A 10939-nucleotide genomic window follows, 5' to 3' on the forward strand; every position below is an offset into this window, starting at 1 on the left:
GGCTACGCCGTCCTTCACCGCTTCGGCTTCGCCTACGCCGACGGCCACTTCGACCGCGACGAACACGGCCACGAATACCGCCACCCGGACGGCGACCCGAACGGCCACGAACACGGCGACGGATTCGATGACGGCCACGCCATCCCTCACCGCTACGGCCTCGCCCACGCCGACAGCTACCCGGACCGCCACCTCGACGGCCACAGTCACCCTGACCTACACCTCCACGAACAGCCCGACGGATTCGATGACGGCTACGCCGTCCCTCACCGCTTCGGCTTCGCCTACGCCGACAGCTACCCGCACCCCCACCCTGACGCCCACCATCACGAACACGCCGACCATCACCGATACCTTCACGCCGACCGGGTCGGTCACCTCGACCCCGACGCCGGATGCGGCGCTCTACCTGGACGCGAACTTCTTCGACCCCACGAAGGGGCCCCTGGGGATGGACGTACGGGTGGACCAGGCGGGGAACTGCAAGGTGATGGTCTTCAATATCGCCGGCCAGCAGGTCCTCAAGCTCATGGACCAGGACCTGGCTCCCGGCAACTACCGCGTCTATTGGGACGGGCACAATGCCGAGAAGGCCCTCATCGGTAACGGGGTCTACCTGGTGCTGGTGCGGCAGGCCTCCGGCAACACGGTCAAGAAGGTCATTGTCCTCAAATAAGGCGCCTAAAAAGCCTTTGGAAAAGGCCTAATTCCGGCCATTTTTATGGCAGTTCCTCCTATTTTTAACCTTAAAATTTGGTATTCTTCTTATTCCCACGCCCCTTCCTGGGGTGGATGGGGTTGGCCTGCCTGACCGCAAGGCCCTTTGTCCATTACGCTGCTCGTCCCCAGGGACGAGCACCTTCGAGTCCAAAGGGGTCACGTTCCATATGGTCAGGCATCACCCTATTCAACCGGGTCAAAAGCCATTCGGGGTCCTAAGGGCCCTCTGGATCGGCTCGTCCCTTCTCCTGGGGCTCCCGGTGATGGCGAGCGCCCAGACCTATGTCGGGAACCAGACCGCCATCGATGCGTCCTTCAGCATCAACATCAGCGCCGCCCTGGTCCCCCAGGCTTCCTTCCGTTTCACCATGCCCGGGTCCGGAAGCCATCCGGTCACCTCGGTCTGGTTCAACGCCGCCACCAAGAACAACAGCGGCAGTACGGGCACCTACACCGTCAGCATCCAGACCGATTCGGCAGGATCCCCGAGCGGGGTGACCCTGGGAGGGGGGCTTTTCACCTATCCGACCAGTGGAAGCTCCACCACCTTTGTCTGGTACCAAACGCCCATCGGCCCCATCACCCTGACCAGCGGCTCGGTCTATCACCTGGTGGTGGACGGCGCCGCCGTCACCGGGGCTTCTTCCAGTAAATACCTCATCCTGACTTCGGGATCGGAGCCGCGTAGCGGCATCTACCCGTTTGGCCAACTGGCCGATCCCAATTCGAACACCGTCACCTTCAACGGGGTCAGCAGTTGGATCCCCATGAACCAGGACCCCTGTTTCGTCCTGCAATTCAACGACGCGTCTTTCCCCGATTGGGGGGATCCTTACGACTTAACGGATCCCTACTACGCCGACTCCACGGACTGGTCGTCCCAGGTCTTCAAGGTGCCCGCGGGGCCCGTCTTCGTGAACAAGATCGGGGTCTTCGTTTCTCGCCTGACGAACCCGGCCGACAATCTCTATGGTTCCTTGGTCAACCTCACGGCGGCCACCACCCTGGGGTCGGTGACCATCCTGGAGCCTTCGGTGAACACCTATAACTCCTGGGCGGAGGCCGGCCTGGCCGTTCCCGTTTCCCTGAACGCGTCCGATACCTACCAGTTGAATTTTTCCTCGCCGGGCTCCAACGCCACGACGCACTATTACGTGCTCCAGGGCGCCTCCCACGGCCTCCCGGTGACCGCGACCAATTTCGACGACCTGACCTACCAGGGCACCGCAGGTTACGCCCAATATGCCTTGAACAACCCGCCCCCGGCCTGGACCCCGATCCAGGGCGATGACCTGGGGTTCCGCATGGCGGTCTTCAACACCTTTACCCCGACCCAAACCTACACTCCCACGGTCTCCCCGACCCCGACCGTGACCTTGAGCTACACGCCCACCGCCACCCCGTCGCCGACGGCCACCTGCTCCGCGCCCCAGGCCTTCGGCCATGACATCGCGGGGCTGTTCAAGTACCAGTCGGGGGGGACGGGACTGAATTCAACGCGTTTCGTCCTGTCCCAGCCCGGGGTCGTGTCCCGCATCGCCTTGAACGTGGCCCAATCCGGCGGCGGCCAGGTCCGGGTTGCCCTTTACGACGAATCGGGGGCCGCGCCCAACGCCCTCTTGACCCAGTCCGTGGCGGTGGCCGCGGTCAACGGCTGGAACCTCATCGACGTGCCTTCCGTGCCCCTGGCGGCGGGGAACTATTGGCTGGCCTGGCAGGGCCAGAACGGCGTCCAGGTCACCCACGACCTGGGCCCCTCCGGGCAGGAGGCCTATCGCTCCCTGTTCCCCTTCGGCTCCTTCCCGGCGTCCTACACCATGACCGCTTCGGGTACCTGGGTCTGGTCCATCTATGCCCTTTATTGTCCGACCGGCGGATCCAATCCCACGCCCACGGCCACCCCTTCCTGCACGCCCCAGGCCTTCGGCAATCCCTTCAGCCTGGGGACCGCCGCCACCGAATGGGCGGCGGACGGGAATTCCCTCAACTCCTCCAAATTCGTCCTGTCCACGGGCGGATACCTGAGCGCCATGGCCCTGCGGACCGAATCGTCGTCCAACTCGGTGCGCATGGCGGTCTATAGCGACAACGCAGGGGCCCCCCAATCGCTCCTGGCCCAATCGGTCACAGTGGCGCCCAACGGCGAATGGGTGACCGTGGGGATGCCCAACATCTTCATGCCGCCGGGGACCTATTGGCTGGCCTTCCAGGCCCAGGCCGGGAACAACGTGGAATTCCAGACCGGGTCCGCCGGGGACGAGGCTTACCGGTCCCCCTTCGCCTATGGCGCCTTCCCGGTCACCTTCGGCCTATCCATTTCGGGGAACACCCGCTGGGCCATCACGGCCCTTTTGTGCTCCGGTACCGCTCCGACCCCCACCCCGAGCGGTACCCCGACCGCCACGCCGTCCCTCACCGCCACGGCTTCGCCGACGCCGACCGCGAGCTCCACGGCTTCTTTCACCGCGACGAGCACGGCTACGATGACCGCCACTTCCACGCCTACGAATACGGGCACTTCGACCGCCACGGATACGGCGACGAAAACGGCCACGAACAGCGCTACAGCCACCGCCACGAACACCGCCTCCTCGACGGCGACGGATACGGGTACGAACACGGCCACTTGGACTGCAACGAACACGGCCACCGCCACGGCTTCACCGACGTCAACCGCCACCTTCACAGCTTCTTCCACCGCGACGAATAGCCCCACAAATACGGCCACGAACAGTGCTACGGATACCGCCACTTCGACGGCCACGAACAGCGCTACGGCCACCTCGACAGCGACTTGGACCGCGACGAACACGGCCACTTCCAGCGCGACCCGAACGGCCACCTCCACGGCTTCTTCCACCGCGACGAATAGCGCCACAAATACGGCCACGAACAGTGCTACGGCCACCCCGACGGCGACTTGGACCGCGACGGATTCGATGACGGCTACGCCGTCCCTCACCGCTACGGCTTCGCCTACGCCCACCGCCACTTCGACGGCCACGCACACAGCTACTTCCACGGCGACCTTGACCGCGACGGCCACAGCCACTTCCAGCGCCACCCGGACGCCCACGAATAGCGCCACGAACAGTGCCACGGATACCCCCACCCCGACGGCCACTTTCACGGCGACGAATACCGCCACCTTCACCGCTTCGAGCACTTACACCCATACGCCGATCTTCACCAGTACGCCCACTGCCACGCCCAGCCGTACGGGCACGAACACCGCCACCTCGACCCCGACGGACACAGCCACTTACACGCCTTCCAATACCCCCACGAACAGTCCGACCGCCACCCCTTCCCGGACGCCCACTTCCACGGCGACGGCGACGAACAGCGCTACGGCCACCGCCACTAGGACGGCCACGGCGACCACCACCGATACGGCGACCCGAACAGCCACGAACACGGCGACGGATTCGATGACGGCCACGCCGTCCCTCACCGCTTCGGCTTCGCCTACGCCAACGGCTACCCGGACCGCTACCTCGACGCCCACAGTCACCCTGACCTACACCGCCACCCGCACCCCGACGGATTCGATGACGGCGACGCCGTCCCTCACCGCTTCGGCTTCGCCTACGCCGACGGCTACCCGGACCGCCACCTCGACGGCCACGGTCACCCTGACCTACACCGCCACCCGCACCCCGACGGATTCGATGACGGCGACGCCGTCCCCCACCGCTACGGCTTCGCCTACGCCGACAGCTACCCGCACCCCCACCCTGACGCCCACCATCACCAACACTCCGACCATCACCGATACCTTCACGCCGACCGGGTCGGTCACCTCGACCCCGACGCCGGATGCGGCGCTCTACCTGGACGCGAACTTCTTCGACCCCACGAAGGGGTCCTTGGGGATGGACGTAAGGGTGGACCAGGCGGGGAACTGCAAGGTCCTGGTCTTCAATATCGCCGGCCAGCAGGTCCTCAAGCTGGCGGACCAGGACCTGGCGGCGGGGAATTACCGATTCTATTGGGATGGGACCAACGAGCCCGGGGCCGTCGTGGGCAACGGTGTCTATTTCGTCCTGGTCCGGCAGGCCTCGGGCAACACGGTGAAGAAGGTGATCGTGCTGAAGTGACGTTTTTACTCCGCCCTTCATTGCATTTGCCCAAAAGTTGCCTCTTTTCGCGTCCGGTTGGCGCCTTAACAGGTCCGTAATATGCAAATTTTATGGCCGTATCCCCGATGGTTGTTAGAATCCGGGTGGCGGTATCAGGACCATTCATTCAAGGAGGAGCGCTATGGCCGTGACGATCACCAGTAAAAATCCGGGCGATGACAGGATCTCAGTGGGTTGGAATGCCACCCCGCAGGCCAATGTGGACGCGAATGTCTATGTGGCCACCGATCCGGCGGATTTCAACACGCCGGACGCCATCGTGGTCCCGGCGGATCAAGCGAACCAGTTACCAGGCATCAATGATTTCACCGCGACCGTGACCGGTTTGACCCCGGGCACGAACTATTATCTGATGTGCGAAGCCGACGGGCTGGAGAGCTCGATGGACAGCTTCACCACCACCGGAAATCTCCCGGGTCCCGCCCCGACCGTCCATCTCGTCCCCAAGGGTCTCCTGGGCGACGGGCCGGTCTGGAATGCCCATCCTTTCGAGTGGATCCTGCTCAAGGTCCAAACCGTGAAGATCAGCAATCCCGCCCAACGCCTGTCAGGTGTCCCGGTCGAATGGAAGATCACGTCGGGGGCGGGCCATGGGGTACTGAAGAAAGCCAAGACCTATTCGGGCATGCTGGGGGTGGCCCGGGACCTCTTCATCTGCGCAAAGAAGGGAACGGTACAGATCACGGCCACTTCTCCCCTGGCGGACAATTCGGTGGTACTGACGGTGAATATCCACTGAAAAGTGGAGCGGAAAGGCCCCTTGGCCGTCCCTTGGGCGGTCAGGGGGTTCCCGAAAAGAACCGGATAGGATCGATAAAAAGGTCATGACCCGAAAGATACGGCCCGCCCTGATCGCGTTGTCCCTTTTCGCCTTCGCGGGCGGGCTCTGGTCCTATTTCACCGGTGAGCCGGCCTCCCTGGTGGAGGGCCAAAGCAGCTTCACGGGCACGGCCACCGGCGCGGGCGCCGCCGCCATGCTCTTTCCCAACGCTGTTTCAGGGGATCCGGGTCATCTCTATGTCTCGGACAACGGGAACAGCCGTGTCCTGGTCTTCAACCCTTTCCCGACCACGAGCGGGAACTCGGCCTTGTTCTGCCTGGGACAGACCGCTTTCGGGAACAATGCGGCGAACCAAGGGGGGGTGCCCTCTTCCCAGACCCTGTTCTCGCCTGGCGATGTTTTTTCCGATGGGGCCACCCTGTTCGTGGCCGACAGCGGCAACAACCGTGTGCTCCTTTATAACCCCTTGCCTTCCGTATTCGCGCAATCGGCCGTCATCGTGCTTGGGCAGAACGGGATGTCCGCCTCGGCCCCGGCCACGACATCCACGGGCTTGAATGCACCCGGGGCCGTCTTCGCCGATGCCGCCAGCATCTATGTAGCCGATACCAACAGCCATCGGGTGTTGGTCTATCCCCGCAACGTCACCAATGGACAGGCGGCCAATGTGGTGCTGGGCCAGAGCGGTTTCGGTGCCGCCGTGTCCGGCTCGGGGCCGGCGAACCTCGCGAATCCTCGGGGTGTTTATGCCGACGCCAGCCACCTTTTCGTGGCTGATACGGGCAATAGCCGGGTCCTGATCTATAACTTCCCCCTTCTGAGCGGCATGAGCGCTTCCGCCGTAGTGGGCCAGTCCAGCATGGGGGTCGGCCTGCCCAACCAAGGGGGCTCACCCGCCGCCAATACCCTGCGGTCGCCGAGAAGGACCTGGGTCGATCCCTCAGGACAGCTTTTCATCGCCGACACGGGGAACAACCGGACCCTGATCTACAACAACGTGCCGGTCACCAACAACGCGCCGGCCAGCCTGGTCTTGGGCCAACCTTCCATGGCGGCGACCGCGGCCAATAACGGGGGCTTGAGCTCCAGCAGTCTTTCCAACCCCATCGGATTGTGGGTCCGGAACGGCAGTGAGCCGAAGTTATGGGTGGCGGACAACCTCAACAGCCGTGTTCTTGCCTTCAACTCCGGCTGCGGCATGGACCTGAACAGCAACTATGTCCTCGGGCCGGGAACCTACAATTATTGCGGCGTGACCATCGAATCCGGCGGGATCCTGAACATCAGCGGCGCGGTCACCATCGTCTGCGATGGGGATTTCCTGGTGAACGGGACCATTTCCTATCCGGGGATCGGATGTTCGCTTTCGGTGACCGTGACCAACGGGGATTTCACCGTGGCCGGTTCGGGCAGCATCAGCGGGTCGGGGGGCGGGGGAACGGGGGGCATCGGTGGACCTTCCGCGGGAGGATCGGGCACGGGGTTGGGGGCGGGAAGCGGCGCCTCCGCTTTCGGCGGCAGCGGCGGCGGAGCGGGCCATGGAGGTACCGGCGGCAACGGCGGTTCTTCGGGGTTCGGGTTGGGCGGTCCGGCCGTGGATGATTCGGCCGGGCCGACCCTTTCGGGCGCGGGGGGCGGCGGTGGCGCGGGTGGGACGACGGGCGGCACGGGCGGGAACGGGGGCGGCTATCTTTATATCGAGGCCCTCACCTCGGGCCACAAGGCGGTCTTGAACGGGACCATCAGCCTGGACGGGCTCACGGGTACGACGGGAACGGGCACGTCCGCCGGCGGTGGCGGCGGCGGCGCGGGCGGGGGCCTCTATGTCCACGCCGACTCGATCGGGGGGACGGGGTTCCTCAGCGCCAAAGGCGGGAACGGCGGTGGCGCGGGTGGAGCTTCGGGCGGGAACGGCGGCGGCGGCGCCGGCGGAAGGATCAACCTCTGTTCCGTATCTTCTTATTCCTTCACCGGCAGCACCCAGGTCCTGGGCGGTGCGTCCACCGGATCGGGTGTTGCGGGCGTTGCGGGGAATCCCGGGACCGTCTTTTACTGCACCCTTTCTTCGATCGCCACATCCACCCCCACCGCCACGCCGACGCCCACGGGCCAGAACACGCCGGGGGTCGGATGGATCCTAGGCACTTCCAACGGCACCTTCCCGGCCAGGAATTTCCACGCGGCCATGGTCTATGACGCGGGCAGCGGGCCGGAAATGTGGCTCGTTGGCGGCCGGGGAACGGCGGGGGCCCGTTACAACGACGTGTGGCACTCCATCGATGGGACCAACTGGGCCCAGGCCACCGTCGCCGCCCCCTTCGCCCAGCGAAGCGGCCTGGCGGGCTGCGTCTTCAACGGGCGGATGTGGATCTCGGGAGGATACGACGGGACCAACCGCTACGGGGATGTCTGGTATTCGAACAACGGCTCCACCTGGACCCAGGCGGTGGCCTCCGCCTTCGCCGGACGCAGCGGACACACCATGCTCGCCTATGCCGGCAAGATGTTCGTCATCGGGGGGAGCGACACGAACACCAGCGCCCTGAAGGACGTCTGGGCCTCTTCCGACGGGATCACCTGGAACCAGGTCACCAGCGGGGCGGCCTTCGGGACCAAGAGCGGCCACAGTAGTGTGGTCTACAACAACCTCCTGTGGGTCATCGCCGGTTCCCCGACCGGGGTAACGGGGACGAACTCCAACGATGTCTGGTATTCCGCCGATGGCGCCACTTGGACCCAGGCCACCGCTTCCGCCGCTTTCGCCCCGCGCCCCTGGCAGGCCAGCACGGTCTATGACGGGAAAATGTGGGTGATCGGGGGATTCACGGGGACCTCGACCCCCAAGAACGACGTCTGGTATTCCACCGACGGGGCGACCTGGACCCAGGCCACCGCCGCGGCCAATTTCAACGCCCGCTATGGACACTCGGTCCTGCCCTTCCAAGGGCGCATGTGGCTGGAGGCGGGCGAGGACCAACTCGGTTTCTACAACGACACCTGGTATTCCCCCCTGACGGCCCAGGCCACGGATACCCCGACCCCAACCCCCTCGCCTACGCCGGGTTCTTCCTGCCCCGTGACCAATTATTTGGGGACCGGGACGGTCAACCCGCAAAACGCAAATCTCATTTACTACGACCTTTCCGGGGCCGCGGGCGGGTCCTCCCGGGGGTTCCTAGGGGACGGCAATCCGCCCAACCAGACCTATTTCTCCTACCCTTCCGCCTTGCCAGGCGCTCCGTTGGATTTTTACTTCGAGCCCGGTCTCAATATCGGCGGCGTTTCATCGCCCCCCACGGGAACCCCCAAGGGATACGGCTGGGAGAGCCCCACCGCCCTCCCCTGCGATATTCCGGCGGGGACCTGGTCCTTCACCAATCGCTTCCAGGGGAACCTGGGCAGCCTGAACGGCGACACCCTGGCGGTCTTCCCGGAAGTGGCGGTCTATTCCTATAACCCGGTCGGTTCGGTCAGCACCCTCCTTTTCACAGCCATCAGCCCCAACAATATTTTCACCCAACTCAACGGGGGGACCCAATTCACGACCTCCTTCACCGTCGGGGAACCTTCTTTCCCCGGTTCCTCGGGGCTTCTTCTGAAGACGGAATATTACCTACATTTCGTTTGGACGGGTGCTTCCACCTACAACGTGGGCAACGTCTACATGGGGTTCAATACGGCCAACGACGACGTGGTGTTCCCGAGTTGTTGTTCGATCACCGACACCCCGACCGCGACCCCCACCTCCAGTCCCACCCAATCACCCACGCAAACCCCCACTAACACGTCCTGTGCGGGCATCAACGGTTTCGTCGGGTTCGGGAACCCGGGTTACAACAGCACCGGTGGTTTGGAGAGCGTTCTCAACGACACTGCGGTGATCTTTGTCCAATTCCCCGGTTCGGGGACCGTGAACGACCTGCGGGTCGTGGGGGCGGGCAGTGGTTTTACCGCCCAGGTCGGGATCTACGATGACAACGGCTCGGGAACGGCGCCTTCCACCCTGATGGCCTCCCAGAGCTTCGTCGATTCGGTCCTGGGGCCCACCACCATCGTGTTGTCCTCGCCCGTGTCCGTCTCCGGTGCCAAATGGCTGGCCTTAGCCTCGAGTAATTCGATGTCGGTCTCCAATTGTTCGACCACGGGTCCCGCCGGCTCCTTCACCGGGGTCATGCCTGCCGTCGCCTCGGGCTATCTCAATTTCAACAACGGCCCCGAACTGAGCGCTGACTACACATGCCTGACCCTCTTCACGCCGACGCCGACCTTCACGGCCACCGGGACGCCGACCCAGACCCCCACCGCGACGCCCACCGCCACCTGCGTGACCCAGCCGGGATCCTTCGTCACCTCCCCGGGCCAACCCTTCGTGAACAACGTGGGTTCCATCAGCGGGACCGCCTCGGCCGTCTGCGGGTCGGTGGTGCAGACGCAACTTGAGATCCAAAGGGCCGTGGATGGCTTCTACTGGAACGGGGTCGCCTGGCAGTCGGTCCCGGCCTGGCTGTCCACCACGGGTCCGCCCACAGCCTGGACCTTCGACGCGTCCTTCGTGTCCTTCGTCAACGGCGGCACCTACGTGGCGGTCTCCCGGGCCCAGGACAGCTACAACAACCTCCAGAACCTCTTCAACCCGGTGACCTTCACCCTGTGCAACACGCCCCCGGCCCAAAGCGTCACCCAGCCCGTGAACGGTAACAGTTACTTGACGGTCGGCTCCATCCAGGGGAACGTCGCGGCCTGCGCGCCCATTCCCGCTTCGCCGCAGCTTTACCTGCAGCGCCAAAGCGATAGCTACTATTGGGACGGCTCTTCCTGGACCCCGGGGATGGTCTATGACACCGTGACCGGCACCAACAGCTGGAGCTACACGTCCCTCCCGATTTTGCTTCCCGACAACTATGTGGTTCAGACCAATATCCTGGTGGATTCGGCGGGGAACACGGGCCCCCCCAGCGCGGCCGTCATCTTCTCCATCGTGCTCCCCACCCCCACGGCCACGGATACCCCGACCAATACGGGAACGGCCACGGCGACGAATTCGATGACGGCGACACCGTCCCTCACCGCTACGGCTTCGCCTACGCCGACCGCCACCTCGACGGCCACGCACACAGCTACTTTCACGGCGACCTCCACGGCTTCTTCCACCGCGACGAACAGCGCCACCCATACGGCCACTTCGACCGCTTCTTCCACCGCGACGGACACTGAGACGAATACCGCCACCGCCACTGCCACACGGACGCCCACGGATACGGCCACGAACAGCGCTACGGATACCGCCACGAATACG

The 10939-nt window shown here is 64.4% G+C and carries 4 protein-coding genes; all 4 read left to right on the top strand.

Annotated elements, in window-relative coordinates:
* Nucleotides 1-676: T9SS type A sorting domain-containing protein (locus VHE12_06980; GenBank protein ID HVZ80536.1), on the top strand; the 676-nt coding region annotated here is incomplete at its 5' end.
* Nucleotides 677-887: 211 nt separating this feature from the next.
* The gene (locus VHE12_06985; GenBank protein ID HVZ80537.1) at nt 888-4820 is read left to right on the top strand and encodes a FlgD immunoglobulin-like domain containing protein; all 3933 of its coding nucleotides are present in this window, start codon (nt 888-890) and stop codon (nt 4818-4820) included.
* Between the two features lie 163 nt (nt 4821-4983).
* Nucleotides 4984-5601: a fibronectin type III domain-containing protein gene (locus VHE12_06990; GenBank protein ID HVZ80538.1), complete on the top strand. Its 618-nt coding sequence runs from the start codon at nt 4984-4986 to the stop codon at nt 5599-5601.
* Between the two features lie 85 nt (nt 5602-5686).
* A partial coding sequence (locus tag VHE12_06995) for a hypothetical protein (protein HVZ80539.1) occupies nt 5687-10939 on the top strand: 5253 nt, incomplete at its 3' end.

The sequence above is a fragment of the bacterium genome (genome assembly GCA_035549195.1).
In the GTDB taxonomy this organism is placed as follows: domain Bacteria; phylum Oederibacteriota; class Muellerivitia; order Muellerivitales; family Muellerivitaceae; genus DASZRK01.